Origin of the sequence: Nonlabens sp. Hel1_33_55, from assembly GCF_900101765.1 — a bacterium.
Taxonomy (GTDB): Bacteria; Bacteroidota; Bacteroidia; order Flavobacteriales; family Flavobacteriaceae; genus Nonlabens.
The window spans coordinates 1,050,740-1,076,781 of sequence record NZ_LT627735.1; the positions used below are offsets into that span (position 1 = coordinate 1,050,740).

24 protein-coding genes are annotated in these 26,042 nt (G+C 39.4%); 16 read left to right on the forward strand and 8 right to left on the reverse strand.

The window, feature by feature from the left end:
• The first annotated feature begins 68 nt into the window (after positions 1-68).
• The 3 genes from purL to BLO34_RS04610 all read left to right on the forward strand — a co-directional run bounded on the left by purL (position 69) and on the right by BLO34_RS04610 (position 4,905).
• A complete protein-coding gene (gene purL / locus BLO34_RS04600) occupies positions 69-3,710 on the forward strand; it encodes a phosphoribosylformylglycinamidine synthase (RefSeq protein WP_090753010.1) in 3,642 nt (1,213 codons plus the stop codon).
• 14 nt (positions 3,711-3,724) lie between these two features.
• On the forward strand, positions 3,725-4,432 hold the full coding sequence (locus BLO34_RS04605; RefSeq protein WP_090753012.1) for a hypothetical protein: 708 nt from the start codon (positions 3,725-3,727) through the stop codon (positions 4,430-4,432).
• A 101-nt stretch (positions 4,433-4,533) separates the two neighbouring features.
• Positions 4,534-4,905 (forward strand): endonuclease domain-containing protein, encoded by a 372-nt coding sequence (locus BLO34_RS04610; RefSeq protein ID WP_090753013.1) that lies wholly within the window; start codon positions 4,534-4,536, stop codon positions 4,903-4,905.
• Between the two features lie 206 nt (positions 4,906-5,111).
• Here BLO34_RS04610 and BLO34_RS04615 read toward each other — a convergent pair whose 3' ends face one another.
• Positions 5,112-5,990 (reverse strand): AraC family transcriptional regulator, encoded by an 879-nt coding sequence (locus tag BLO34_RS04615; RefSeq protein ID WP_231959562.1) that lies wholly within the window; start codon positions 5,988-5,990, stop codon positions 5,112-5,114.
• A gap of 195 nt (positions 5,991-6,185) precedes the next feature.
• Between BLO34_RS04615 and BLO34_RS04620 the strand changes: the two genes are divergently transcribed.
• Positions 6,186-6,758 carry a hypothetical protein gene (locus tag BLO34_RS04620; RefSeq protein ID WP_090753014.1) on the forward strand — a complete coding sequence of 191 codons (573 nt, stop codon included), beginning with the start codon at positions 6,186-6,188 and terminating at the stop codon, positions 6,756-6,758.
• Between the two features lie 202 nt (positions 6,759-6,960).
• Here BLO34_RS04620 and BLO34_RS04625 read toward each other — a convergent pair whose 3' ends face one another.
• Positions 6,961-7,410 (reverse strand): KTSC domain-containing protein, encoded by a 450-nt coding sequence (locus BLO34_RS04625; protein ID WP_090753016.1) that lies wholly within the window; start codon positions 7,408-7,410, stop codon positions 6,961-6,963.
• 198 nt (positions 7,411-7,608) lie between these two features.
• Between BLO34_RS04625 and BLO34_RS04630 the strand changes: the two genes are divergently transcribed.
• From BLO34_RS04630 to BLO34_RS04640, 3 genes are all read left to right on the forward strand, one after another.
• Positions 7,609-8,202, forward strand: a complete 594-nt coding sequence (locus BLO34_RS04630; protein WP_090753018.1) for an SET domain-containing protein — start codon at positions 7,609-7,611, stop codon at positions 8,200-8,202.
• Between the two features lie 75 nt (positions 8,203-8,277).
• Positions 8,278-8,712, forward strand: a complete 435-nt coding sequence (locus BLO34_RS04635; protein WP_090753020.1) for a hypothetical protein — start codon at positions 8,278-8,280, stop codon at positions 8,710-8,712.
• A 9-nt stretch (positions 8,713-8,721) separates the two neighbouring features.
• Positions 8,722-9,090, forward strand: coding sequence for a MauE/DoxX family redox-associated membrane protein (locus BLO34_RS04640; RefSeq protein ID WP_090753021.1), 369 nt, complete (start codon positions 8,722-8,724; stop codon positions 9,088-9,090).
• A 33-nt stretch (positions 9,091-9,123) separates the two neighbouring features.
• Here the strand turns inward: BLO34_RS04640 and BLO34_RS04645 are convergent, their stop codons facing one another.
• Positions 9,124-10,041, reverse strand: coding sequence for a mechanosensitive ion channel family protein (locus tag BLO34_RS04645; protein WP_231959563.1), 918 nt, complete (start codon positions 10,039-10,041; stop codon positions 9,124-9,126).
• Between the two features lie 6 nt (positions 10,042-10,047).
• Entirely contained in the window at positions 10,048-11,871 is a 1,824-nt protein-coding gene (locus tag BLO34_RS04650; protein ID WP_090753023.1) for an SLC13 family permease, read from the reverse strand.
• Positions 11,872-11,992: 121 nt separating this feature from the next.
• Here BLO34_RS04650 and BLO34_RS04655 point away from each other — a divergent pair, with 121 nt between their 5' ends.
• The 3 genes from BLO34_RS04655 (at position 11,993) to BLO34_RS04665 (ending at position 13,865) form a co-directional block, all read left to right on the forward strand.
• A complete protein-coding gene (locus BLO34_RS04655) occupies positions 11,993-12,460 on the forward strand; it encodes a hypothetical protein (RefSeq protein ID WP_090753024.1) in 468 nt (155 codons plus the stop codon).
• Between the two features lie 217 nt (positions 12,461-12,677).
• Positions 12,678-13,127: a DUF3836 domain-containing protein gene (locus tag BLO34_RS04660; protein ID WP_157686680.1), complete on the forward strand. Its 450-nt coding sequence runs from the start codon at positions 12,678-12,680 to the stop codon at positions 13,125-13,127.
• Between the two features lie 36 nt (positions 13,128-13,163).
• A complete protein-coding gene (locus BLO34_RS04665) occupies positions 13,164-13,865 on the forward strand; it encodes a T9SS type A sorting domain-containing protein (protein WP_090753027.1) in 702 nt (233 codons plus the stop codon).
• Between the two features lie 74 nt (positions 13,866-13,939).
• On the opposite strand, the gene lon is transcribed toward BLO34_RS04665, so the two are convergent.
• Positions 13,940-16,393, reverse strand: a complete 2,454-nt coding sequence (lon, locus tag BLO34_RS04670; RefSeq protein ID WP_090753029.1) for an endopeptidase La — start codon at positions 16,391-16,393, stop codon at positions 13,940-13,942.
• 275 nt (positions 16,394-16,668) lie between these two features.
• Here lon and BLO34_RS04675 point away from each other — a divergent pair, with 275 nt between their 5' ends.
• From BLO34_RS04675 to BLO34_RS04695, 5 genes are all read left to right on the forward strand, one after another.
• A complete protein-coding gene (locus tag BLO34_RS04675) occupies positions 16,669-17,211 on the forward strand; it encodes an RNA polymerase sigma factor (protein WP_231959564.1) in 543 nt (180 codons plus the stop codon).
• Entirely contained in the window at positions 17,208-17,810 is a 603-nt protein-coding gene (locus BLO34_RS04680) for a hypothetical protein (protein WP_090753032.1), read from the forward strand. The genes BLO34_RS04675 and BLO34_RS04680 overlap by 4 nt, the downstream gene beginning before the upstream one ends.
• On the forward strand, positions 17,797-18,876 hold the full coding sequence (locus tag BLO34_RS04685) for a hypothetical protein (protein WP_090753034.1): 1,080 nt from the start codon (positions 17,797-17,799) through the stop codon (positions 18,874-18,876). Before BLO34_RS04680 ends, BLO34_RS04685 begins: the two co-directional genes overlap by 14 nt.
• A 23-nt stretch (positions 18,877-18,899) precedes the next feature.
• Positions 18,900-19,625, forward strand: a complete 726-nt coding sequence (locus BLO34_RS04690) for a head GIN domain-containing protein (protein WP_090753035.1) — start codon at positions 18,900-18,902, stop codon at positions 19,623-19,625.
• 178 nt (positions 19,626-19,803) lie between these two features.
• Entirely contained in the window at positions 19,804-20,571 is a 768-nt protein-coding gene (locus tag BLO34_RS04695; protein WP_090753037.1) for a CDP-alcohol phosphatidyltransferase family protein, read from the forward strand.
• Between the two features lie 3 nt (positions 20,572-20,574).
• Here BLO34_RS04695 and BLO34_RS04700 read toward each other — a convergent pair whose 3' ends face one another.
• Genes BLO34_RS04700 through ytxJ form a run of 3 tightly spaced genes read right to left on the reverse strand, consistent with a single transcriptional unit; the run spans position 20,575 to position 23,162 of the window.
• Complete coding sequence (locus BLO34_RS04700; RefSeq protein WP_090753039.1) at positions 20,575-21,891, reverse strand: MFS transporter; 1,317 nt, start codon at positions 21,889-21,891, stop codon at positions 20,575-20,577.
• A gap of 48 nt (positions 21,892-21,939) precedes the next feature.
• Positions 21,940-22,764, reverse strand: coding sequence for a M48 family metallopeptidase (locus tag BLO34_RS04705; protein ID WP_090753041.1), 825 nt, complete (start codon positions 22,762-22,764; stop codon positions 21,940-21,942).
• 8 nt (positions 22,765-22,772) lie between these two features.
• A complete protein-coding gene (gene ytxJ / locus BLO34_RS04710; RefSeq protein WP_231959565.1) occupies positions 22,773-23,162 on the reverse strand; it encodes a bacillithiol system redox-active protein YtxJ in 390 nt (129 codons plus the stop codon).
• 173 nt (positions 23,163-23,335) lie between these two features.
• Here ytxJ and clpB point away from each other — a divergent pair, with 173 nt between their 5' ends.
• The gene (clpB, locus tag BLO34_RS04715) at positions 23,336-25,945 is read left to right on the forward strand and encodes an ATP-dependent chaperone ClpB (protein WP_090753044.1); all 2,610 of its coding nucleotides are present in this window, start codon (positions 23,336-23,338) and stop codon (positions 25,943-25,945) included.
• The last annotated feature ends 97 nt before the right edge of the window (positions 25,946-26,042 follow it).

The following is a 26,042-nucleotide window of genomic DNA, read 5'->3' on the forward strand; positions in this document are numbered from 1 at the left end:
GAAAGCGGATTCCTATCAATTCACATCCTAAAAATGTAACTTTGTAAATGCCCACAAAAGCGCACACAATGATCCATTTTTACGGAAATCCCACCAAGAAAATCTATGCAGTTCAAACGTCATCCAACCTATCTGAAGAGGATGATCAAAAGCTGCAATGGCTCTTTGCCGATGCTCCACTAATTGAAGCTGATTCAATCCCAGGTTTTTTTACAGGCCCGCGCGCCACGACCATCACGCCATGGTCTACCAATGCAGTTGAGATCACTCAAAACATGGAGATCAAAGGCATCCAACGCATTGAGGAGTTCAATGCCTGCACAGCGGATTCAGCTTACGATAAAATGTTGCAGGTCAAATTTGATGGACTGGACCAGTCGCAATTTGATATCAATGTAGAGGCAGAAGGTATTCTTGAGGTAGAAGATATCGCAGCGTATAATATGCAGGAAGGCTTAGCATTGAGCGATGATGAGATCGATTATTTGATCGCACTTTCTGAGAAGCTCGATCGTAAATTGACTGACAGCGAGGTCTTCGGGTTTTCACAGGTAAACTCAGAGCACTGCCGCCACAAGATTTTCAACGGGACTTTCATTATCGATGGCGAAGAAAAACCATCTTCTCTATTCAAATTAATTAAAGAAACGAGTAAGCAAAATCCGAATGAGATTGTAAGTGCTTATTCTGATAATGTGGCTTTTGTTCACGGACCTAAATCCGAACAATTTGCTCCCAAAACTCCTAACAAACCAGATGTGTATCAGACAAGCCTGTTTGATAGCGTTATTTCCCTAAAAGCCGAAACCCACAACTTCCCAACGACTGTGGAACCTTTCAATGGTGCTGCCACAGGTTCTGGTGGTGAAATACGCGACCGTCTCGCTGGTGGTCAAGGTTCCTTACCACTTGCAGGAACAGCAGTTTATATGACCAGCTATTCCAGATTGAATGACGAGCGTCCATGGGAAAATGGCTTTGAAGCCAGAAAGTGGTTGTATCAAACGCCTATGGATATTTTGATCAAAGCTTCCAACGGTGCCAGTGATTTTGGAAATAAGTTCGGGCAGCCGTTGATAGTTGGTTCTGTGTTGACTTTTGAGCATCAGGAAGGTGATCAAAATTTGGGTTATGATAAGGTGATCATGCAGGCTGGCGGTATCGGTTACGGCAAACTTTCCCAAGCCTTGAAAAAGACACCAGATACTGGCGATGACATCATCGTTATGGGTGGCGATAATTACCGCATAGGAATGGGCGGCGCAGCCGTTAGTAGTGCTGATACTGGCGCACTAGATTCCGGTCTAGAATTAAACGCTGTACAAAGATCCAATCCTGAAATGCAGAAACGTGCCGCAAACGCAATACGCGGTCTGGTAGAAAGCGAGAACAACCCCATCAAATCCATCCACGATCACGGCGCTGGTGGACATTTAAATTGTTTATCTGAATTGGTCGAAGAAACTGGCGGTATCATTGATGTAGATTCTTTACCAGTGGGCGACCCAACGCTGTCGCGTAAGGAACTCATTGGTAATGAATCGCAAGAACGCATGGGACTCGTTATGGATGCTGCCGACACACCAATTCTCGAGGAAATTGCTGCTCGTGAACGCGCGCCGCTTTACAAGGTTGGAAAAGTCACTGGTGACAACAAGTTTACTTTTAGCGAGAAAGATGGTCGCAGCCCGATGGATCTAGCGCTGGAAGATATGTTCGGTTCTAGTCCTAAAACCGTCATGAACGATACGACGATCTCTCGAGATTATAAAGAAATCAATTATGATCAAAAAGATCTTAATAAATACATTGAACAAGTCCTGCAGTTGGAAGCTGTTGCTTGCAAAGACTGGCTTACTAACAAAGTAGATCGTTGCGTTACAGGTCGTGTGGCTAAGCAACAAACCTGTGGTGAGTTGCAATTACCACTCAATAATGTTGGAGTGATGGCGATGGATTACAATGGCAAAAACGGAGTTGCGACGACTATAGGTCACGCACCGGTGGCAGCCTTGATCAATCCTGCGGCTGGATCTCGAAATGCGATTGCTGAAGCACTGACGAATCTCGTTTTTGCTCCCATAGAAAAAGGGCTTGCTGGCGTTAGTTTAAGTGCCAACTGGATGTGGCCGTGCAACAATCCTGGTGAAGACGCACGTTTATATGCTGCGGTGGAAGCTGTTAGCAAATTTGCTATTGACTTGGGAATCAATATTCCTACAGGTAAGGACAGTCTAAGCATGAAGCAAAAATATCCTGATATGGATGTATTGGCGCCTGGAACGGTCATCATCAGCACGGTTGGTTCCTGTGACGATATCAACAACATTATCGAGCCTGTTTTGCAGCCTAATTATGACGCGCCTATCTACTACATCAACATGAGTAGTACGGCTTTGGAATTAGGTGGATCCAGCTTTGCACAAACCCAAAATGCGATAGGAAATAACTGTCCAGATGTGTTGAATGTGTCCGCTTTCGCGAAAGCGTTTACCTCAATCCAAACTTTAATTAAACAAGGCAAAGTAATTGCAGGTCATGATGTTGCTAGTGGCGGATTGATCACCACATTATTGGAAATGTGTTTCCCTTCACAAAACATTGGAATGGATCTTGACATAGCTGAATTGAGTGACGACTTGATCAAAACCTTGTTCTCAGAAAATGCCGGAATCGTCATCCAAGCCGTGGATTCATCGGTTGAAAGTGAGCTTGATGCTAGCGGAATCTCATACAACAAAATAGGAACCGCAACAGAATCTGCTACTTTGAATTTTGACGGGAACTCCTTAGATATTAATAAATTGAGAGATGTCTGGTACAAGACGTCTCACCTACTCGATCGCCAGCAATCAGGCACTGCTAAAGCTGACGAGCGTTTTGCGAATTTTAAGAATCAGCCGTTAAAGTTTGAGTTTCCATCGCAGTTTGATGGAAAGCTACCTGCATTGCCTAACAAGCGCATCAAAGCAGCGGTCATCAGGGAAAAAGGAAGTAATTCAGAGCGTGAGATGGCTCGAGCCATGTATCTCGCAGGATTTGAAGTGCTGGACGTTCACATGACAGATTTGATTAGCGGTCGGGAGAACCTAGAAGGTGTGCAATTCATAGCAGCCGTCGGCGGATTCTCAAACAGTGATGTTTTGGGAAGTGCTAAAGGTTGGGCTGGTGCATTCTTATATAATGACAAGGCAAACAAGGCTTTGAAAAACTTCTTTGCCAGACCAGATACGATGAGTATTGGCGTTTGTAACGGTTGTCAGTTGTTTGTAGAATTAGGATTGATTCATCCAGACCACGACGAGAAGCCTAAAATGTTACACAACGACAGCGCTAAATTTGAATGTAACTTCACCAGCGTTGAGATCGCCGAGAACAATTCCATTATGCTAAAATCATTGGCTGGAAGCAAACTAGGCATCTGGGCCGCACATGGTGAAGGAAAGTTCCAATTACCTAAAGATCGCAGTGCCTACCAAATACCAGCAACTTACGGCTATGAAGACTATCCAGCAAACCCTAATGGTTCTGACTACAATGCAGCAATGCTTAATAGTGAGGATGGTCGTCACCTTGTAATGATGCCACACCTAGAACGCAGCACATTCCCATGGAATTGGGGATACTATCCATCAGATCGTAAAGATGATGTGGTGACGCCATGGTTGGAGGCATTTGTGAATGCTAGGGTCTGGTTGGAGAAGAAATAAAATAATTTTATAGAATGAATAAATATTTAGTCCAAACCGTTTTCTATTGCACCTTACTTATAAGTTGTACAAATAAATCAAATGAAAATATTAATCAGCCAAATTTTGTAAAGGAAAATAACGATGTTGAAGAAGTTCAAAGATTAGAAAGTAATCTTAAGGATCTTATTTCTCAAATTAAGATGAGTGAAAAAAATTACACTAGTAATTTGAAAGGTAGCGACTTTAAGAACCTTTTAAAACCATTAAGAATAAAAAATGACGTTCAACATATCGAGTCTAATAGAATATTATTCAAAGTTGACTCATTGTTAGAAAATCAAAAATCAAAAACGAAAGAAATCAGTACTAAAATTTTTGTGACTTTAGATTCAATCAAAGAATATGAAATAGTTTCTGATTTGCAGATTAATTCTATCAAATCAGAGATTGAAAATTTTATAGTCGTTTCTTCTAAAAACCGTGAACTAGACTCTCTTATTTTAAATAGTAATAAGGCTATGATCATGTTTTTAAATGGAGAATGCGATTATAAAATTGAAAACAACCAATTTATTTTTGCAAACGAAGCATGCTTAAGACAATTTAATTTAAAAAATATGTCAATTAATTTTGCTGAACTAAAAACGAAATCTGAAATCAACTCACAAAAAACGAATGATCTTCAACTTCAAATCAAAGAATTTCAACAGAGAAATTCAAATATTTTAGATAAATCATAAAAGCTCCTTTCCTTAGATAAGGAAAGGTGGATCGCGGCGCAGCCGTGAGACGGATAGGTAGAAATTCACCGAGGAATATAACTTTTGCCTAAATTAACTTCATGAAACGCAGGCCTCCTATCCACAACCTGAAGTATTTAGAATCCAATAGAAAATACCTCAGGAAAAATCTGACTCCAGCAGAAGCTTATTTGTGGAGTCATTTGCAGTCAAAAAAGTTTCATGGTTTAAAATTTAGAAGACAGCATTCCATAAAAAACTATATCGTTGATTTCTATTGTGCTCTACACAAACTTGTTATTGAATTGGATGGTCAGGTTCATGAAGAACCCGTCCATAAAGAAAAGGATCAAAAAAGAGATCAAGATTTAACTGAATTGGGATTCACAGTCTTAAGGTATGAGAACAAATATGTCTTCGAGGAACTACCGCATGTTCTACGTGATATTAAAAATCATTGTGGAATAGACTGAATACATCCAATTAAATAATCTTCTTTGCAACTTCAACCACTCCTGAAGCAAAACAAGTTTCACTTCGGTCCTCGCCTTTTCTAAGGCAAGGAGCATACATGTTTTCAAAGCTTACGCAATAAAATAGATTAATTGTAAATCTTCTACCTTTCAGCTTGAAATAGCAAGTTTAAATGGCATAGAGTCTTGCTAATTCAAGAGCTTCACTACCCAACCATCTGCTTCAAATCTGCGCGATACTTACTGGCGCTTTTTCCAGTAAACTGTTTGAATAGTTTATTGAAGTGTGAGAAGTTATTGAAGCCGCATTCAAAAGCCACATCGCTAATGCTCATTTGGCTTTCTGATAAAAGCTTTGTGGCATGAACGACGCGATATTCGTTGACTAATTTTGTAAAGGTTTTTCCTGTGGATTTTTTGAAATACCTGCAAAAGGCTGGAACGGTCATGCTAACCTTATCTGCTATTTCGTCCAGTGAGATGTGCTCCTTAAAATTCTGATTGATGTGTTTGTAAATGGTCTCAATCTTGGAATTATTTTGATGATCCGTTTCAAACACAAACTTCTCTGCATTTAAAATCTCGTAGTGTTCTGTATTTGCTAGAAAATTCAGGATCTCTAATAATAGTAGTATACGCTCAAAACCATTGACATTATTTAATTCATGAAGCTTCTCTCCTATTTGCTCCTTCACTGGTTTTAGAAATACGATTCCGTTTTTTGCTCTTTCAAAAAGCTGCTTGATGGGCTGGATAGCCGTTTTGCCTAAAAAGTCTTCTCCCAAGAAATCAGGTAAAAACTGAACCAATAATTCAGAACCATGATTGGGACTATCTGTAAATCCTATATGTGGCAAATTAGATCCTATTAAGATGAGCTGGCTGTTATTGTAATAGGACATATGGTTACCTATATGGCGTTTGCCTTGTCCTTTATCCACGTAAACTAACTCGATCTCAGGATGATAATGCCAGAAGGGTTTCCAGTCGTTACGCTCTGTAGTACTCTTACTTACATAGATGGTACTCTTAAATTCTGGATGAACCTTTTTAAGTACTGGATGACGTAGTTGTATTTCTTTCATAGCAATAACAAAGTTACTAATATCAAATTGCTGATATGCGCTTATTTTAACCTGATTCTATACTAAATTAACACGAAAACGATATAGTGAATAATTGACCTGATAAAATACCACACAAAATGGTCAAATCTGTTGTTTTCTATGCTTGCATAGCAATTTACCTTTGTCATGTATAACAGTTAAAAACTGAACACTATGAAAACTATCAAAAACCTAATAGCTGCAACATTGCTTTTCACAGCCTTAAACAGCTATGCCACAGAAATCGAAATCGTATCATCTGCTAACGTGACCACGTTGCAATTTTCCAACGTCAAGAAAGGTCAGCAGGTTACCATAAAGGATGATTTCAATACCATACTATATAAGGAAACAATCCAGGCAAATGGAACCTATGCTAAAAAGTTCAATCTTACAGCATTAGAAGATGGTTCTTACACCATCGAACTTACTAAGGATTATGAAATCATCGTCAAGAGTTTTGATATCAAGGCAAAACAAGTAAAATTGAACCAAAGCAATGAGGTCATGATATTCAAGCCTAATGTTAGACTGGAAGATGTAAAAATGATCATTTCCCAATTGTCATTGACAAAATCACCGCTCAACGTAGAATTATACTACAATGGCGTGCTTATTCACAATGATAAAATTACTGGAGATACCATACTTTCCAGAGTATATCAATTATCAGCAACCAAGAAAGGAAACTATAGAGTTGTCATGAACTCCAATGACCACAGTTTCACAAAGAATTTTACAATCTAAACAATACGGACTAATGTTTTATATCATAGGCTACCACTTCGGTAGCCTATTTTTTTTGCTTGGATTGACCAATCAAATTTAGCAATCGCTTAAAAAGAATTGCTTGAAGGAAATGATGTTGGTATTCCGCTTTCGCGAAAGCGAAATAAAAAAGGCTTCCTTAACACAAAGAAGCCTTTTTATTATTAGTGAAATCTGGGTTTTAAGCCATTTCTTGATCTTTCTTACTCTTGCGATATAAGTAGTCATTGAAGATATTGCGCTTTGCAAACCTGTAGCGATTGGGAGCGTTGATGAGCTTTTGGAAAATAGGTTTCTGCACGCCAAAGTACTCATAAGTCGATCCATCAGTAAAGGTGATTTCCAGTACCTGACCTTTGTGATCAAAATCTTCAATACCAGTATTGGTAGTCGTTTCCTTATAGGCATCAAGGTTAGCAGCTTTAGTCTCTGGAGCAATGCTCACAAGAAAATGATAGCCATCGATGATCTGGCGACTCATAACTTCGGCTTCTTCTTTTTTATCATCACCATCCTGGAATTTATCTGGGTGCCATTCTTTTACCAGGTTGCGGTAAGACTTTTTAAGCTCTTTGAGCTCTATAGGTCCTTCCACACTAAACATTTTCTTATACTGATTGATACGCTTCATAATAGCATTTTTTAAAAGTGCGCAAAAGTACGTCGTTAAGTTTGATATGTAGCTTTCATGAATCAATATAATTTTTAACTTTTGAATACCTTAACATTCTCATTTCCAATTGATAAATAAACTAAAAGTTTAAGAACTCTATGGTAAAAACATTTTTGATAATGTATACTTTAGGTCTACAAATCAATACATAAAACTGTGATTCATCCACATACTGAAGTAAAATTTATTAGTGACGAGATAGGCTATGGCGTCGTAGCAAAAGAGTTCATTCCTGCGGGAACCATCACCTGGGTGCTCGATAAACTTGATCGGGAATTCACACCTGATCAATACGATCAAATGGACGATGTTTATAAGGAAATCCTTGATACATATACCTTTAGAAACAACAAAGGCAAGATGATTCTATGTTGGGATATAGGTCGATTTGTGAATCATAGTTTCAAATCCAATTGTTTGACGACGGCGTATGATTTTGAGATCGCCATACGCGATATTCAGGCTGGTGAGCAGTTGACAGACGATTATGGTTACCTCAATATTTCAGAGCCTTTTGAGGCCATGGATGAAGGTACAGATCGCAAAATGGTCTATCCAGATGATTTGACACGTTTTCATGCCGTTTGGGACAAACAAATTGAGAATGTATTTCACAAAATCCCCAAACTTGACCAGCCTATGAAATCGATGATAGAGCCTACCATGTGGAACAAGGTGGAAAATATTGCCGCTGGACGTGAAGAGATGGCGTCTATCCTAACCAATTATTATGATCCTGAAAAGGCATAATAATCTATCAAAGTTGAAATATTTCCGCTTTCGCGAAAGCGGACAACTATCTATCAAAATTAACACTCAAGTCTCATGCTTAAATCAAGACTAACCATAATAGGTCTCATATTATTCACCACGCTATCATGCAAAAACATTGAGGTAGAAACCGTTGCTGAAGAAGAATTTACAGAAGAAATACAAACCAATGACGCAAGGTTAGATGAAATCCAGCAAAAATTGCAAGGAGACTGGAAACGCGTTGATTATCCATATAGTAGTTATGAGTTTGATGGTAATACCGCAAAATTAATCTCTGAAGGCCAGGTAGAAGAACCAACCTTTGACCCATACGAACTATCCATGAACTGCCGATTTGCAGATAATTTTGATGCTGAACTGTCAGCTCAAGAAGCCGTCATGATCAACCCTAAATTTGAATCCTGTGAAATAATCAGTGTGGAAAACGATACGCTTCGATTATCAGATTTAGAGCGTAGCTTTGAGATCGTTTATACAAGGAATTAAAAGTCAGTTATGTGGAAGAAAATCTCTTTGATTCTATTCATCATATTTTACGGGTTTGCCGGTATCAATCATTTCCTGAATCCAGAAACCTACGAGCAACTCATTCCTAATTGGCTAGGCGATTCTGCTATAATCAATTTGGTAGCTGGCGTTGTTGAGATCGCCGTTGCAATTCTAGCTATTTTCAAACCTACCAGAAAGTGGGCTGGTTACCTCACTATAGCGATGCTGCTGGCGTTCATCATTTCTCATGTTTACTATATCCAGCTGGGTCACTGTGCTGGAGATTTGTGCTTAGATCCTTGGATAGGTTGGATACGACTCGTTGTTATTCACCCTTTGTTGATCTATTGGGCGTATCGTATAAGTAACTATTGAAGTGATCTCGCTTTCGCGAAAGCGTAACTCCAATCAATCTTTTTGAGGATCTCCGGATTTATTGTCAAACAACCGTTCCATACGATCAGAAACATCAAGCGTACGAATTGGGAATGGTATGTTGATGTCGTTTTCTGCAAAGATATCATTGATCAACAAAATGGCTTCATGTTGCGCCTGGTACATCTGACTTTTCTTGATGAAATCTGTCCAGAATCTGGTCATGAAATTAATAGAGGAATCTGCAAACTCCAAATAATAAAATTCAATGCGTTCGCCAGGCCGCTGCTCAAAATGATCTCCGATTGCCTGGCGCACCAACTCTTCTACCTTGCGCAAATTAGTGCCGTAAGCAATACCACATTTTACCGTAATTCGGGATCTAGGAGCCAGCGAAAAGTTGACAAACGGCTCCTCAATAAACTTTGAATTAGGCATGATCACAAAATGATTATCAGGTCTTCTTAGTACGAGATTACGCAGGCTTATTTCATGTACAAAGCCACCATGGCTGTCGGTTTCTATGTAATCACCTATCTTGATTTTAGGCAGGAAAGACAGCATTATTCCAGAGAACGTATTACTTAATGTGCCCTGCAAAGCTAGACCTATGGCGAGTGCCACCACACCAGCACCAGCGAGAAGAGAAGTCAAGGCTTTATCCAGATCCATAACGCCCAGTGCGATAAAGAAACCTATGAAAAGAATGATCGCAAAAATGACCTTGGTAATAATCCTTCTAACAGATTGGTTGGTATAGTATTTTCTGAAAATTTTACGCATTACACTTGAAACAGCTCTTGCTATAAAATAAAAGATGACCATCACTAGAATGGCCACGGCCAGGTTGGGTAATCTCAAAATGATAGCATCCCACCAGCCTTCAAGTTTCAATAAAAGCTTGGTCCACATATTGGCTTCTTCCTGCAATAAGATTAAATATTGTTTCATAGTGACTTATAATAAAGTGGATAACAACAAGGTGGCTACAATCCAAAGAATCAAACTCAATAATCCTCCAATCACTAAAAAATGGCGGAATTTATATATTCCTGTCCCATAGATTAAAGCATTGGTCTGATAGCCTACCGGAGTAAAAAAGCTGAAGTTTGCCGCAAACATTACCGCCAGAATAAATGGTTTGATTTCAAGACCAAATCCTGCACCGACAGACATGGCAATAGGCGTCATTATAATTGCTGTTGCGTTATTGGAAATGGTACCACTCATCAACATGGTAAATAAAAAGATGAGTCCCAAAACTATGATTGGCGCCTGACCTTGTAACAATGCCAGCAACTGTTCAGAAATCCATGTATCTGTACCTGTATTGTTCATCGCTATTCCCAGCGGTATCATTCCCGCGAGCAGGAAAACAATTTGCCAGTTTACTTTGTGGTAAATCTTTTCAAGTGAGATGCAATTGGTTAACAATAAGATCCCTATACCGGTCAATGCACTGGCGAGAATCGTTAGCACACCACTACTGGCAAGACCTATAACCGCAAGCAAGGTAAATAGTGTAGTATACTTTTTATATAACGGTACCGTGCTTTTGAGTTCGTGCTCATTGAGAATGGCAACATTCTCCAATCGCTCAAGATCTCTCATAGAGCCGTCCTGTAATTCCAGTAATAACCTATCTCCAGGCTTTACTCTAATTTCATTGATGTCTTTGCGTATGAGACGATCTTTTGTGTTTCTTATGTTTTTACGCTTTTGAATGGCAAGTGGATATGCACCATAAAGTGAGGACCGTCGTATTTTTTTCAAAGTACTGCCTATAAAAGAAGATCCAGGCAAAATGAGTAATTCGATATATCTCATTATAGGAATATCTTCCTTCTTTTCCTTTGATTCAGCTTCTTCTTCTTCAAGCTTTTCCGCAGGGTTGCGCTCTTCATGAAGTAGTAAATCTTCATCTTGTACAAACCCAGTCAGACTTTCCACTGTTCCCATTAAAACCAACTCATCTCCTACTCGCAGGTTAATATATTTTCCAGGTGCATTGACTACTTTTTTATCTCTAATAAGTTTGATGATACTTATATCTGGATTGTCATTTAGAATACTCTCTGAAAGTGATTGATCTACCAGTTTACTTTCTGCTGTGATCGTAACGGTAAATATAAATTCCTGCAACCCGTAGCTATCAGCTAGATTGGTGGACTTATCTTTTGGTAGCCATCTGGAGGCAATCGCCATAAATACGATACCAATAGCGAGAAATATGACTCCAAAAACCGTGAACTCAAAAAATCCCAACCGCTCCGCGCCTAGATTGCGCGCTACAGAATTCACGATTAGATTGGTAGAAGTTCCCATCAACGTACAGCTACCACCTAGAATTCCAGCAAATGAAATAGGCATCAGCAATTTGCTCGCAGAAAAGTTGAATTTAGCGGATAGCTGAGACACGATCTTGATAAAAATAATCACCACCGCAGTCGTACTTATAAAAGCCGATATGCTGGCGCTAACAAACATAAAAACCGGTGTGATTAGAACTAACGGTAGAATACTTACCTTTTTAATTCCTCTGGTGAGCCACTCTATCACGCCATTATCTTCCAGACTTATAGCGATTATCATTAGGGATAGTACCGTTATGGTCGCAGGATCTGCAAAGCCGCTTATGGCTTCTTCAGGTTTTGTTAGTCCTAAAAGGACTAAACTAACGATGATTAAAAAAGCAATTTTATCAATAGGAAACCACTCTGTTAGAAACAGTAAAATGGTCATTCCCAACACACAGAATACTAAAATGATTTCCAAATCCATAAGGCCGCCTAAACCATTAAATGTATTTTTTAATTAGACTATGTCGCTATTAAAGAATTACTAAACTTTCTGAGTTCTACACAGGACTTGATTAACTTCCTTGAGTTGAAAATCAATAGCAATGCTTAAAAAGAGAGGATATTCAAAAATTAAATACAGCTGGATCTATGCATTGCTTATCGTTGGCTCCATCGTCATATTATCCATAATAGTTTTTCAATTAGGCTTGCGACAGGAATGGTACATTAAAGCCATGTATATACCCATAGTTTTCTTGGGGATCTTGTCATTTATACGCGATGTGGTCCACAACACAAAAAAGAAAATCAAATACAAGAAGCTATTATTTTATGCTATGCGCACAGGCGTTTTCACCTGTGTTTTCCTATATCCTTTAATTATGTTGTTTCTAATCTACTTCTATTCTGATGGTGGATTGATCAAAATGAGAGAATCTGTTGTAGGCGACGCCGGTGATTTGAGAGTGTTGTTTTCCTTGGAGCTCGAGATCTTTTTGGTGGTATTATTTTCGGCACTAGTTTCTAGTGGGATTTATTTGAACCGTCAAGATCGTCCTGTAGATATATAATGTCACTATTCCGCTTTCGCGAAAGCGAGATGTATCAATCCTATTTACCTTCTAACTTTCTCTTTAGAAATTAATTCTGCGATCTCTAAGTGAATAATAAGTGTCTGAATACTTGATATTTATGAATAAATTAATGATCAAAATATACCCTATTTGGGGTATTTTATTGAATAATAAGAGCCTTTAACTTTATCGATTAATCATAAAAGGTTTTATTATGCAAAAAATTACACTCTTCTCATTATTAATCTGTTGCGCTGGTATGTATGCGCAGGAACAACTCCTTTCATCTATCGATCAATTTTCAGTAGGTACCGGCAATTTCGAAAATGCCTTCGGCTACAATTATGAGTATGATGCAAATGATAATCTGATATCAGAATCTGGGTTTTCATGGAATTCTTCAACCTCGCAATGGGTACCAAGCAACCGAGACATTTATCAATACAATGCTAATGGTAGAGCAAGCGAATTGACGTCTCAAGTCTACGATTCCAATACAGATAGCTTTGTAAACGACTTTAGGGACTTATACACATATGATTCCAACAGCAGCCCTATTGAAGTGATCTATCAGGAATTCATAAATGGCTCGTACGAAAATGAATTTAGGCTCACGGCGACGTATTCCAATAATAATCTCATTTCTTTTATAGAATATGAATGAGATGGAAATGATTGGATTGCAGAGGACCGCGCCTTTGTGAATTATAATTCTAACGGTACGGTTTCAGATATTATAGGTGAAGAGTTTCAAAATGACACTTGGGTCAGTGATTACCGCGATAGTTTTACCTACAATGGAGATGGACAGTTAACTCGTAAAATTTTTGAAACCTGGAATGGTTCCAGTTATGAACTGGATGAGGAATTTGATTATACTTATGATAACAATGGTAATTTGATCGTAGAAGTGTCTGACTTTAATTTTTCAACGGCTGGACCTGAAGGTCGAGAAACATACGTTTATGACACCAGCGAATTAATGAGCAATATCGCAAATCCATTTGTTGATAAAACCGGTCTTGAATACGTTTTTGATGACTTCCCATATGTCAATAAAATTTTAGAAGAGCGTTATGAAAGTTATGATAGCAACTCATCATCTTTTAACGAAGTGAGTTCTAAAAGAGTTTACAATTATAATTCTACATTGAGCATTGAGGAAGCTGCAGCGCCATTAGCTAAAGTCAATGTCTATCCCAATCCTACATCTGGAATTCTAAACATTGAAACATCGAACTTTGAAATAGCAAAAGTTTCAGTCTACGGATTGTTCGGCAACCAAATCCTGACCACTAGCAAACAAATGGTTGACCTCGAGTCTTTCACTTCTGGTGTTTACTTTTTAGAACTTACAGATGTTTCTGGTCAGTCCAGCAAACATAAAATTATCAAGAAGTAATTTGACTTTTGATTTCAAATGAAAAATCCCGATAACTTAAAGTTATCGGGATTTTTATCTAATGAAATTTGAGGCTACAACACCTTAGCATTCTTCACCTTCTGCTTAGTAAGTGCCAGTTCAAGCACGTTACTCATGTCGCTCACATAATGAAAAGTAAGTCCTTTCAAGTAATCAGCTTTGATCTCTTCTATATCTCTACGATTTTGCTCGCAGAGTAAAATCTCTTTGATTCTTGCACGTTTGGCAGCAAGGATTTTTTCCTTGATTCCACCTACGGGTAATACTTTACCACGTAAAGTGATCTCACCAGTCATAGCTATGCTCTTCTTGACTTTGCGCTGTGTGAATAATGATACCAGTGAGGTAAGCATCGTTATTCCTGCGCTAGGTCCATCTTTTGGTGTGGCACCTTCAGGAACGTGAATATGGACATTGTATTTACCGAATATATCCGAGTCGATTCCCAATTCTTCAGAATGTGCCTTGATGTATTCCATGGCGATGGTGGCACTTTCCTTCATCACCTTACCTAGATTACCAGTTACAGTAAGTTGGCCTTTGCCTTTACTCAAAATGGATTCTATAAATAGAATATCACCACCTACTCTAGTCCACGCTAGTCCTGTAACAACACCAGCAACATCGTTGTTTTCGTATTTACCGCGCATCATTCTAGGCGCGCCTAATACTTCAACAATTGTATCATTGGTAACTTTGAGATCATACTCATCTTCCATAGCAATACTTTTGGCCGCGTAACGCACCATTTTTGCTATTTGCTTGTCCAGACCTCTAACACCACTTTCTCGTGTGTAACCTTCCACTATTCTTTCGATTTGTGGCTTTCCTATCTTGAGGTGGGATTTATCCAGTCCATGTTCCTCGAGTTGCTTAGGCAATAGGTGTCTTTTCCCTATCTCTACTTTCTCTTCTATGGTATAACCGGTAACATTAATAATCTCCATACGATCACGCAAAGCAGGTTGTATTGTCTGCATGCTGTTGCTCGTAGCTACAAACATTACTTTACTCAGATCAAACCCCATTTCTAGGAAATTATCGTAAAAGCTATTGTTCTGCTCTGGATCCAAAACTTCTAACATTGCACTCGATGGATCACCATTGTGCGAATTCCCTAGTTTATCGATCTCATCCAGTACGAAAACAGGATTTGATGTTTTGGCCTTTTTGATACTCTGGATAATACGTCCAGGCATCGCACCTATGTAGGTTTTACGGTGACCGCGTATTTCTGCTTCATCGCGCAAACCGCCTAAACTGATTCTTACGTACTCTCGTCCTAAAGCTTCTGCAATGGATTTTCCCAAAGATGTTTTACCAACTCCTGGAGGTCCATACAAACAAAGTATAGGCGATTTCATATCGTTGCGCAGTTTGAGTACTGCTAGATATTCAATAATGCGTTTTTTCACATCATCCAGACCATAGTGATCGCGGTCCAGAATCTTCATCGCACGTTTCAGATCAAAATTATCCTTAGAAAACTCATTCCATGGCAGATCCAAAAACAGATCCAGATAATTACGTTGGATGGAGAATTCCGCTACTTGCGGATTCATTCTCTGCATTTTTGCAAGCTCCTTATCAAAATGTTCCTTGACCTTATCGTCCCATTTTTTCTTTTTGGCACGCTGGCGCATCTCATCTATTTCCTGATGTGAGCTCACGCCACCACCCAACTCTTCCTGAATGGTCTTCATTTGCTGGTGTAGGAAATACTCGCGCTGTTGTTTGTTTATATCCGTTTGAACACGAGACTGAATATCATTCTTGAGTTCCAGTTTCTGGCGCTCGATATTCATGAAACGCAAGGTTTCCAGTGCGCGCTCCTTAAGGTCATTGATCTCCAGCAATTTTTGCTTATCCTCAACCTTTAAATTCATGTTGGAGGAAACAAAATTGACTAGAAAGCTGTTGGACTCGATATTCTTGATCGCAAAACTAGCCTCACTTGGAATATTGGGACTTTCCTTTATAATTTCTAGGGAAAGCTCCTTGATCTTATCTATAATCGCATTAAACTCCTCATTATCAGCGGCTGGTCTTGCCTCTTCTACCGCTTTAGTAGTTGCTTTCAGGTAAGGTTCCGTTTGAACAATGGAATCGATGGCAAAGCGTTTTTTACCTTGAATAATTACCGTGGTATTCCCGTCAGGCATCTTGAACACCTTGAGAATACGCGCTACAACACCCGTTGAGTGCAAGTCAGCTTCAGATGGGTCTTCAACAGATTCATCTTTTTGGGCAACGACACCTATAGGTTCATTAGCTTTATTAGCTTCCTGCAGCAATTTTATGGATTGATCACGACCAGCCGTAATAGGAATCACGACTCCGGGAAAAAGTACCATGTTGCGCAACGGCAAGATGGCAAGCGTTTCAGGAACAGCTTCGGCATGCATTTCTTCCTCATCCTTGGAGCTTAAAAGTGGTATAAACTCTGCATCCTGATCAAATTCCTGCTGTGACATAATGTCTATTTGAAACTTCTTTGGTTTAAACATATATTTTCAAGTCGCCACAATGACAGTGCATTGCGGCTTATTTAAATTAGTATTCTTTGGGTAGCGTTGAAGATTTTAAGGAGTCCGCTTTCGCGAAAGCGAACTAATCCAACACCAACCCTTTATCTATCAGCATCTTATTCATGCTCCTACTTCAAAGCAATCTGGACATCACATGAATACCTACCGATTTTCTATAGTAAATTTCAAAATCAATGCCATCAAGTGTAACAAGTCCGCAAATGTTGCATCTTTAATGTAGAAACACTAACCAAGTGAACCTAACCGAACTAGAAAACGACGTATTTGACCTGTGCGAAAAAGGCGACCGGCGCGCCCAGATGCAAGTGTACAACGACTATGCAAAAGGGATGTATCATGTGGCATTGCGCATTGTGGAAGACACCGCACAGGCTGAAGATATCATGCAGGAAAGTATGATTACCGCATTTGCAAAAATCAATCAGTGGAACCGCGAGGCCACCTTTGGCAGCTGGCTCAAACGTATCGTGATCAACAATAGTTTGACCTATAAGCGCAAGGCGAGCAAAATGCCCACTACAAGTTTTGAGGAGTACCATGAGACCATCGATGATAGCGAAAGTATTGACATGGAGAACGCAGGATGGACCGCAAAACGTGTCATGATCGCCATGAAGGAATTGAAGGCAAGTTATCGCGAGGTACTGACTTTATCGCTTATTGAAGGAATGGATAATGAGGAAATCGCCCAGATTATGGGAATCTCTCACGGTATGTGTCGCACGACCATATCCAGAGCAAAAACAAGTTTAAGAAGTAAAATGGAATTGATATGAAAGATGAAATGAAAGAATGGTTTATGAAGCAGGATTTTGATCTTAATGAATTGCCACAAGGCAATGAGCAACGGTTTCTAGATAAGCTGGATGCAGCTTGTGAGGATGTTGAAAATCAAAATCAAAACGAAAATCAAAATCAAAATCCTATGGCTGCCGAGACTAAGACAAAAGGCCGAGTCATTACTATGTCTGCCATCTTAAAGTGGTCTGCAGCAGCAGTGATTGCCGTTATTATAGGATCTGCGAGCTTTATGGCGGGACAATCACAATCTTACGAACTCAAATCTGTTTCTCCAGAAATGGCGGCTGCTCAAAATAGTTATGTGGAGACCATTGATTATCAGCTAGCTGCATTGAACCAATTGCAATCTCCAGCGACAGAGAAAATTATTGCAGATGCTAAAATGAGTCTAGAAAAGCTGGAAACAGATTATAAAAGAATTCAGAAGGATTTCAAATCCAACAGTGAGAATCCCGCGGTAATTGATGCGATGATTCAAAATTTTAAGACCAGAATATTATTGCTGGAGGACGCTCGGGCACAGATTAAAGCAAAAAAACAACAACTCAAAAAACAAGAAAATGAACTTATATAAAACCTTTTTCCTGGTATGGATGTGCGTGCCGCTTATTGCCATCGCAAATCCCAACGATAAATATAGAAAGACCAAAAAAATCAATAAGACCTACAGCGTTAATAGTGATGCGCTTGTGGACATAGAGAATAGCTTTGGTGATGTGACGGTACAGTTATGGAACCAAAATACGGTGAGTATCGATGTACTCGTGGAAGTGAGCGGTAACGATGAAGATCGGGTTAATGATCGTCTAGAGCGTATCGATGTAGAATTTAAAGCTTCTAAAACCAGAGTAAGCGCGCAAAGCGATATTCCTAACGAGAATTCTGGTTTTATGAGCCTGTTCTCTGGAAATAATAAAACAAGTACCAAAGTAGACTTCATCATCAAAATGCCTATGAACTCACCTCTGGAATTAGAAAACGACTATGGTGCGGTAATCATTGAAAAAATGATGGCTCCATTGAAGATGAGTTGTGATTTTGGGAGATTGCAAATAGGTCAATTACTTCATCCCAACAATGAGCTGTCCTTTGACTACACCACAAAATCACATATTGACTACATGAAAGGTGGCGTTATCAAAGCTGATTTTAGCGAGTTCAAATTATACGGCGCTGGAAATTTAGATCTAAGTGGTGACTATACGACGGCTACCTTTGGAGCGATGGAAAAATTGAAATACAATTCTGATTTTTCTACCTATAACATTGAAAGAATAAAGACGCTGGATGGCCGTGGTGATTACAGCAAAGTCACGATCGACACTGTAGAAGATGAAGCCATCATGAAAGCCGATTTTGGAACTATTACCATTAATAGTCTAAGCAAAGGATTCAAAAATGTAAACATCAAATCTGATTACACGACCGTAAAGGTGCGTTATGACAAGGATGCAAGCTTTGTTTATGAATGTAAGACAGAGTTCGGTTCTCTTAATCTAGGTTCTGGGCTGGCAACGGTAAACTCAAGAAAGGAAATGAACGAATCCTACAAACAAGGCTATAACAATACCCAAGGCAGTAATAATAGAATCGATATCAACAGCAGTTTTGGTAACGTTTCTCTTCAAGCAAACAACTAATCAATAACCTAAAACTAAACAAAATGAAAAAAATAATTCTAGTAGCAATTGCCATAGTCGCATTTCAATCGGCTAATGCTCAATGGTTCGGCAATAAAAAAGTAAATGGTAATGGTGACGTCATCACACAGAATTTTAGAACTTCAAACTATGATGGTGTAAGCATGGCTGGATCCATGGATGTCGAACTTATAAGCGGTAAAGAAGGCAACATCAAAGTAGAGGCCGAATCCAACCTGATGGAATACCTTGAGATTGAGGTGAAAGGCAACCGTCTCACCATTGGCATAGAGGACGGCATCAATTTGAACAGTCGTAAGGGAATCAAGGTTTACGTTCCTGTAGAACAAATTGATTATGTAAGTCTCGCTGGAAGTGGTGATATCACAAGCGATCTGACCTTGAAGTCAGAAAAAATGAAAATAAGTGTTGCGGGCAGTGGCGACATCAAATTAAGAACCGAATCGAAAAACCTGAGCCTTGCCGTTGCCGGTAGTGGCGATTTGAAAGTCTCTGGTAGAACAGAGAATCTGGATGCCAGTGTTGCTGGTAGTGGTGATATAAGTGCTTATGACCTAAAGGCAAATAACGTCAATGCTAGTATAGCTGGAAGTGGTGATGTTGCGGTATTCTGCAATGGTGGTAAGATGAACGCTAGTATAATTGGTTCGGGAGACTTACGTTATAAAGGCAAGACCAGCGATATCAAAAAGACGGTTATGGGTAGTGGTGATATTACACAAATGTAGATTTGTATCGCTTTCGCGAAAGCGAACTCAAAAACAACAATTCAATTAATCCCAATCAGTCTAGACTGTATTGGGATTTTTTATGATCCTATTTCAAAAAATCAGGAGCCTATCGTCACAGTAAGTTTGATTTGTAATTATAGACTACTTTTGCGCCCGCTAACGCTAGAATCACCTGATGTCCAAACTACCACCCAAATATCAATTTACAGATCTATCAGATTATGGTCGATCTGGTGGTAAGTGGATCGCTGAAAAGCTAGAGGATACAAGCTTCACTCCTATTCACGTTACGCTTTTATTTGTAGTGAGTGGGATTATTGCTATTTATTCCATATTGAATGGTCATTATATTACCGCAGCTTTTTTTCTTATACTTAAATCTGTTATTGATGCGGCAGATGGTGAGTTAGCTAGGTTGAAAAAAACACCATCATACGTAGGCCGTTATTTGGATTCCGTTTGTGATTTGTTGCTTAATATGTTTTTTCTATTGGCCATCATGTATGTGACAGATGCCAGCTGGATCTGGACGGTATTAGCATTTATAGGACTACAACTACAAGGAACCTTGTATAATTTCTATTACGTGATCTTGAGGAATAGTGTCGATGGTGATTTAACCAGTCGCGTACGGGAAAACAGTGTGCCAGTCGCACTTGAAGGCGAAACGCAAAAAATGGTGACGTTCTTCTATCACTTGTATAAAAGCCTTTATGGGGTTTTTGATTTTGTGATCTACCACATGGACAGTAAAGCGAGAAAGTGCGAGCCTTTCCCTAGTTGGTTCATGACTTTGTTGTCAGTCTATGGACTAGGATTTCAATTGCTTGTAATCGCGTTGTTGCTTCTCTTTGGAATGATACAATTCGTGATTCCTACTCTTCTGGGAATGTCAATTTTGATCTTTGCGTTTATAGGAATCCGCAAGTTGTTTTTGAAGTAGATTTTACGTAGTGGTTGCAGGTTCTTTTATTCTTGGAACCCGTATCAAGAGAATGATACCGATCACAAAAAACACTACCAAAAACAGAATGCTCCCACGCATAGATCCTGTGATCTCTCCTACCACAGCAAACAACAGCATACCGATCACAATCCCAATCTTTTCTGCTACGTCAAAAAAGCTAAAATAGGATGCCGTATCGAGACTGCTTTCTGGAATCATTTTAGAATAGGTACTTCTAGAAAGTGATTGTATCGATCCCATCACAAACCCTACAAAACCTGCGGTAATATAAAACTGTATGGGCGTGGTTACAAAATAGCCATAGACACATACACAAGCCCACACGATGTTTATTCCAATGAGGACGTTGATGTTTCCAAGCTTTCGCGAAAGCGAACTCGCCACAAATGCTCCTGCTATAGCTACGAACTGTATGAGTAGTATGGAAATGATCAAACCTGTGGTGGCGCCACCTTCACCCCAATTTACTTCTTCAGTACCAAAATACGTTGCTACCAGCATCACCGTCTGCACTGCCATGCTGTAAATAAAAAAGGCCGCGAGGTATCGTTTCATCTGTAGGTTTTCTCCTAATTGATTCCAGATTTTTTTGAGTTCTTTGAAGCCATTTGTGAAGATATTATCCACGTTGCTACTGTCCTTTCTGGTTCCCATAGGTAAATATGCATAGGTATATTGTGCAAAGCCTACCCACCAAATACCAACGAGAACAAAGGAGATTTGGGTAGGTAGTTTCTCGCTTTCAAAAAATCCACCTTGAATAAGAACGAGACAGATCACCAGTAAAATAACGCTACCTATATAACCCATGGAAAATCCGAGAGCACTGGTCCTATCCTGCTGATCAGGATGCGCCACATCTGGCAAATAGGAGTTGTAAAAAACCAGCGATCCCCAAAAACCAACCAACGCCAGCAAATAGATCAACAAACTGATCCATAAATGATCAAAGCTAAAAAACGCCAACCCAATACTACAGGCGCCACCTAAATAGCAAAAGAATTGCAGAAACCGCTTTTTCTTCCCTGAATAGTCAGCCACCCCAGATAATATGGGAGATATGATGCTTACAATCAGAAAAGCCAGCGCTGTGGTAATAATAATGATGGATTCATTATTCATTCCTTTGAATATATCTGGGACGTTGCCAGATTCATAGGCATTACTGCTTATGGCGCTATAATAAATTGGAAATATAGCGCTAGCAATAACAAGTGAGTAAACGGAATTTGCCCAATCGTAGAATGCCCAAGCTGTGAGAAGTTTTGGATGGCCTTTAGGGTAAGTTTTTTTCATAAAAAAAGGGTTCTTGAAGAACCCTTTAAAAGTATGTTTTTGAGATGACTATTTGAATGAAGTCACTCCGTATTTTGCTGCTTCTTGTTTAGCAACTGGTGCTAGCTGTTTTAAGTTTGCGATACGAGTATCATTTGATGGGTGTGTACTCAAGAACTCTGGTGGAGCTTGACCACCACTATTAGCCTTCATACGTTCCCATAATCTTGCACCTTCATCTGGATTGTAACCTGCTATGGCAGTAAGAATAAGTCCTATTTTATCTGCTTCAGATTCTTGAGCTCTAGAGAACGGTAGTAATGCACCGTATTGAGAACCCAATCCGTAAGCTTGATTCAAAATGTTCATCGTCTGACCACTTGTTCCTGATACTACACCACCTACAGCAAGTCCAACTGCTCCTAATTGTTGCAATTGACTAGCTCTCATGCGTTGACCACCATGATTTGCAAGTGCATGAGCAACCTCATGACCCATGATTACCGCAACACCAGTCTCTGATTGAGCAATAGGAAGAATTCCCGTGTAGAATGCAATCTTACCACCTGGCATAGCCCAAGCATTCACTTGATCATCATTGATTAAGTTGTATTCCCATTCATAACCATCAAGATATTCAGGATGGCCTAATGCATTCAACCACTTTTGAGATGCAGATTTAATATTTTGTCCTACGTTCACAATCATTCGTGATTCTGCTGTTCCAGTGACTAGATTACTCTCTTCCAGCACCTCGTTGTAGGCAGAAAATGCTGCCGGGAATACCTGATCATTAGATACAGGTTTCAACGTTCTTTCTCCTGTAAACACATTGGTCGCACAGGAAATTACTAGTAATGAACTAGCAAGTAAGTAAAATCTTATATTCTTCATAGTTTGGTTTATTTAATTAGGGATTGGATTTTATTGATATCGATACCGTGATGGCTTTCTGTATGTATGACCTTTTCATCCTTAAGTACGATCACTTGCGGTGATTGATGTTGAACGTTGAGCTCTTCAGCGATTGCTGTACTTACATCTCTATAGTTGAGTAAATCCAGCAAATAGTAAGCTGCATTTTGATCAAGGTTTTCATAGTTTTTTTCGAAACTACTTAGCGCCATTCTCGATATACCACATCGAGTACTATGTTTGAAAATGACTTTGGTTTTTAAATTTGAGTTCTTAACTAAATTGTGAAGTTGATCAACAGATTCTAAAGGTTCCCACGAGATACCTTTGATCTCGTCCTTAGCAATTTCCCGTTGCGATTTAAATAATTTATCCATTAACCCCATAATCCGTTATAATTTTAACCCTACAAATATATAAGGATGGCAGCTCATAAAGTATTAATTAATTAATAATATGTCAACCTGTCGTCTTAATTTATTGAAAATGCTGACTTTTTGACAAAATCCATTTGGGAACATCATTTGACTAAGAAAAAGAAAACATAAATATGAACTTTAATAAACTCACTATAAAATCGCAAGAGGCCGTGCAACAGGCACAGCAACTTGCACAGGAAATGGGCCATCAAATCATTGAGAACGCTCATCTTTTTAAGGCGATGCTAACGGTTGATGAAAACGTGATGCCTTTCTTATTCAAGAAATTGAATTTGAATCTTTCATTAATAGAGCAATTAATTGATAGCCAGTTGGCTTCCTTACCTAAGGTTGAAGGAGGTGATCTTCAATTATCCCGCGAGGCAAATCGTGTTTTGAACAACGCCGTATCTATTGCCAATAAAATGGGTGATGAATATGTATCAGTTGAACATTTGCTGCTCAGTATTTTTGATGGAAAATCTAAGACAGCACAGATACTTAAAGACCAAGGTCTAACCGAAAAGGATCTAAAGGCTGCTATTACCGAATTGCGCCAAGGAGAAAAGATTACCTCTCAAAGTGCAGAAGAAACTTACAATAGTCTGAGCAAGTATGCGAAAAACCTGAATGAGTTAGCAGATCAGGGAAAACTGGATCCTGTTATAGGGCGTGATGAAGAGATTAGAAGAATTTTGCAAATCCTTTCTAGACGTACTAAGAACAATCCAATGCTTGTTGGTGAACCAGGAGTTGGTAAAACAGCCATTGCCGAAGGACTTGCTCACCGTATCGTTGCAGGAGATGTTCCAGAAAATTTAAAGAATAAACAAATTTTCTCTTTAGATATGGGAGCATTAATTGCTGGTGCAAAGTATAAGGGCGAATTTGAAGAACGGCTTAAAGCGGTGATCAAAGAAGTTACTTCAAGCAATGGTGATATCGTCTTATTTATTGATGAGATTCATACGTTAGTTGGCGCTGGCGGTGGTCAAGGAGCGATGGATGCTGCTAATATTTTGAAGCCTGCCCTAGCTCGTGGTGAACTGCGTGCGATAGGTGCAACAACTTTGGATGAATACCAAAAGTATTTTGAAAAGGACAAGGCATTAGAACGTCGCTTCCAGAAGGTACAGGTGAATGAACCTGATACAGAGAGTGCGATTTCCATCCTACGTGGTATCAAGGACAAATATGAAACTCACCACAAGGTGCGCATCATGGATGAAGCTATTATTGGTGCCGTAGAATTATCTCAACGATACATTACTAATAGATTTCTTCCAGACAAGGCCATTGACCTTATGGATGAGGCAGCTTCTAAGCTACGTATGGAAATTAATTCCAAACCTGAAGAACTGGATGTGCTGGATCGTAAGATCATGCAAATTGAAATCGAGATTGAGGCCATCAAACGTGAAAAGGATGAGGCTAAAATGAAAACCTTGCGCAGCGACCTTGCAAATCTCAAAGAAGAGCGCAATGCCTTAAATGCGCAATGGGAAACTGAAAAAGAGCTGGTTGACAATATTCAAAATGCAAAAACAGATATTGAAAACTATAAGCTTGAAGCAGAACGTGCAGAACGCGATGGAGATTACGGCAAAGTGGCTGAACTGCGATATGGTAAAATTAAGGAAAGCCAGGAGCAGCTAGAAAAACTGCAACAAGAAGTAAACGCCTCTGATAAAAGCAAATCCTTGATTCAGGAAGAAGTTACCTATGATGATATCGCAGAAGTTGTAGCAAAATGGACTGGAATACCCGTTACTAAGATGCTACAAAGCGAGCGTGAGAAACTACTGCGCCTTGAGGAAGAATTGCACAAGAGAGTCGTAGGTCAAGAAGAAGCCATTGTTGCTGTGAGCGATGCAGTAAGACGAAGTCGAGCTGGTTTACAGGATCAGAAAAAACCGGTAGGTTCTTTTCTATTTCTTGGTACCACTGGAGTTGGAAAGACAGAGCTGGCAAAAGCACTTGCAGATTACCTCTTTAATGATGATAGCGCTATGACGCGTATTGATATGAGTGAATATCAAGAACGCCACAGTGTGAGTCGCCTAGTAGGTGCTCCTCCAGGTTATGTAGGATATGATGAAGGTGGACAATTAACAGAAGCGGTTCGTAGAAAACCCTATTCTGTAATACTGCTGGATGAAATTGAAAAAGCGCATCCAGACACGTTCAATATCTTGCTACAGGTACTTGATGAAGGAAGATTAACAGATAACAAGGGTCGTGTGGCAGATTTCAAGAACAGTATCATCATCATGACCTCCAACATGGGAGCAGAAGTGATTCAGGAACGATTTGAAAATGCCGCTACCGATAGAGAATCGGTTATAGAGGCGACGAAGCTAGAAGTTTTAGGAGCGCTCAAACAACGAGTGCGCCCAGAATTTATTAACCGTATTGATGACATCGTGATGTTCACACCGCTTAATGCTACCGAAATCAAAAAGATTGTTGGCCTGCAACTCAAAGGTGTGACCAAAATGTTAGCACAGCAAGGAATAATAATCGACGCTACACCACAAGCGATTGATCTTCTTGCACAGCAAGGTTTTGACCCGCAGTACGGAGCGCGACCTGTAAAGCGTGTGATACAAAAAAATGTACTCAACCAGCTTTCTAAAAGTATTCTATCTGGAGAAATTATTACAGAAAGTGTGGTTCTTATTGACTCATTTGAGAATGAATTGGTGTTCCGCAATCAGGCTCAGGAAGTGGATGTAGAGTAAATAGTGAATTAGATGGTTGATTGTTTCGCTTTCGCGAAAGCGAACTGAACATCATTTTATAAAAAAAGCCCATTCTATCATTTAGAATGGGCTTTCT

Coding starts and splice junctions, on each gene's coding strand:
- purL (WP_090753010.1), top strand. CDS start 69: ATGATCCATTTTTACGGAAATCCCACCAAGAAAATCTATGCAGTTCAA.
- BLO34_RS04605 (WP_090753012.1), top strand. CDS start 3,725: ATGAATAAATATTTAGTCCAAACCGTTTTCTATTGCACCTTACTTATA.
- BLO34_RS04610 (WP_090753013.1), top strand. CDS start 4,534: ATGAAACGCAGGCCTCCTATCCACAACCTGAAGTATTTAGAATCCAAT.
- BLO34_RS04615 (WP_231959562.1), bottom strand. CDS start 5,990: ATGAAAGAAATACAACTACGTCATCCAGTACTTAAAAAGGTTCATCCA.
- BLO34_RS04620 (WP_090753014.1), top strand. CDS start 6,186: ATGAAAACTATCAAAAACCTAATAGCTGCAACATTGCTTTTCACAGCC.
- BLO34_RS04625 (WP_090753016.1), bottom strand. CDS start 7,410: ATGAAGCGTATCAATCAGTATAAGAAAATGTTTAGTGTGGAAGGACCT.
- BLO34_RS04635 (WP_090753020.1), top strand. CDS start 8,278: ATGCTTAAATCAAGACTAACCATAATAGGTCTCATATTATTCACCACG.
- BLO34_RS04640 (WP_090753021.1), top strand. CDS start 8,722: ATGTGGAAGAAAATCTCTTTGATTCTATTCATCATATTTTACGGGTTT.
- BLO34_RS04645 (WP_231959563.1), bottom strand. CDS start 10,041: ATGAAACAATATTTAATCTTATTGCAGGAAGAAGCCAATATGTGGACC.
- BLO34_RS04650 (WP_090753023.1), bottom strand. CDS start 11,871: ATGGATTTGGAAATCATTTTAGTATTCTGTGTGTTGGGAATGACCATT.
- BLO34_RS04655 (WP_090753024.1), top strand. CDS start 11,993: ATGCTTAAAAAGAGAGGATATTCAAAAATTAAATACAGCTGGATCTAT.
- BLO34_RS04660 (WP_157686680.1), top strand. CDS start 12,678: ATGCAAAAAATTACACTCTTCTCATTATTAATCTGTTGCGCTGGTATG.
- lon (WP_090753029.1), bottom strand. CDS start 16,393: ATGTTTAAACCAAAGAAGTTTCAAATAGACATTATGTCACAGCAGGAA.
- BLO34_RS04680 (WP_090753032.1), top strand. CDS start 17,208: ATGAAAGATGAAATGAAAGAATGGTTTATGAAGCAGGATTTTGATCTT.
- BLO34_RS04685 (WP_090753034.1), top strand. CDS start 17,797: ATGAACTTATATAAAACCTTTTTCCTGGTATGGATGTGCGTGCCGCTT.
- BLO34_RS04690 (WP_090753035.1), top strand. CDS start 18,900: ATGAAAAAAATAATTCTAGTAGCAATTGCCATAGTCGCATTTCAATCG.
- BLO34_RS04695 (WP_090753037.1), top strand. CDS start 19,804: ATGTCCAAACTACCACCCAAATATCAATTTACAGATCTATCAGATTAT.
- BLO34_RS04700 (WP_090753039.1), bottom strand. CDS start 21,891: ATGAAAAAAACTTACCCTAAAGGCCATCCAAAACTTCTCACAGCTTGG.
- BLO34_RS04705 (WP_090753041.1), bottom strand. CDS start 22,764: ATGAAGAATATAAGATTTTACTTACTTGCTAGTTCATTACTAGTAATT.
- ytxJ (WP_231959565.1), bottom strand. CDS start 23,162: ATGGATAAATTATTTAAATCGCAACGGGAAATTGCTAAGGACGAGATC.
- clpB (WP_090753044.1), top strand. CDS start 23,336: ATGAACTTTAATAAACTCACTATAAAATCGCAAGAGGCCGTGCAACAG.